1 protein-coding gene is annotated in these 1,191 nt (G+C 35.3%); it reads left to right on the forward strand.

Translation table 11 applies throughout. The annotated features are described in order from the left end of the window. Positions 1-34 precede the first annotated feature (34 nt). Positions 35-880 (forward strand): type IV secretion system protein, encoded by an 846-nt coding sequence (locus ACFIKD_RS09480; RefSeq protein ID WP_375645189.1) that lies wholly within the window; start codon positions 35-37, stop codon positions 878-880. Positions 881-1,191: the final 311 nt, after the last annotated feature.

Here is a 1,191-nt window from a genome sequence, read left to right on the forward strand (position 1 = left end):
ATAAAAAGTTGAAAATTCGTTAAAGAGGAATTCCATGGACTTTACAGTGTTCACGCAACTTTTCAATAAAATTGATCAGATAACAAAAACATATGTCACGGATATTTCCTTAAAAACAACAGCTACAATTACGCCCTTTATATCAATCGGTATCACAATCGCTTTCATCATCTATGGATGGCTCATCATTCGTGGCGCTATAGATATGCCTCTCTCCGGATTTGTAAATCGTTTCCTACGGATAAGTATTATTACTTCAATAGCTCTTACCACAGGACTTTATCAGAATGAAATTGCCAATTTAATAACACAAATGCCCCATGAGTTATCAAAAGCGCTCTTAACAGATCCACTCAATGATACACAATTAATGAATTTACTAGACAGAACAGCAACCAAAGGATTTCAATATGCAGGACGTCTTTTCCAAGAAACCGTCTTCTTCGAAGCCAATGGACTGCTTTACAGTCTCTTAGGTATCATCATCTTGCTGGCAACAAGCCTCGTAGTAGCAATCGGCGGTGGTCTCGTACTCCTGACAAAAATCGCTATTACACTTCTCGTAGGATGGGGATCACTCTTCATCATTGCTTTGCTCTGGCAACCAACTCATCGCCTTTTCGAGCAATGGATAACCCAAGTCGTCAATTATATAATCCTCTTTCTACTCTTAGCGACTGTATTTAATCTGATGATGAATATCTTTGCAAACTATTTGAGCGATATGAAACTCGATTACGACCAGAATATAAGCTTCATGTTTGGAGGTGCTCTCATCTTGTCCATTATATCCATCACGCTGTTACTCAAACTATCAAGCGTTGCCAATTCTCTCGCAAAAGGCATTACATTTGGACATCTATGGAGACATAGAAACTAGATGAGATAAAAAGCAATGCTGCTCGTAACAGATGCCCTTAATATCCATATGACAAAATAACGAGGATATCCAATCCTAAAGTAAAAAATATTCGCACTAAAATTGAGCTATTTTCATAAATTAAAAAATGAAATTAAGAAAAGATCAATTATCGCAAACTATACACTTTACTTTAGTGTCAAAATTATAATAATGACAATAAATATTAAGATGCATATAATGGTAAAAAAGAGTCATATTAAAATGAAAAATATCATTCTTGTAATTTTGATTGCAAACATTTTATCGGCTTGTGTATTAGCACCAAAGCT

The organism is Bartonella sp. CR84HXZ, from assembly GCF_042194535.1.
Taxonomy (GTDB): Bacteria; Pseudomonadota; Alphaproteobacteria; order Rhizobiales; family Rhizobiaceae; genus Bartonella; species Bartonella grahamii.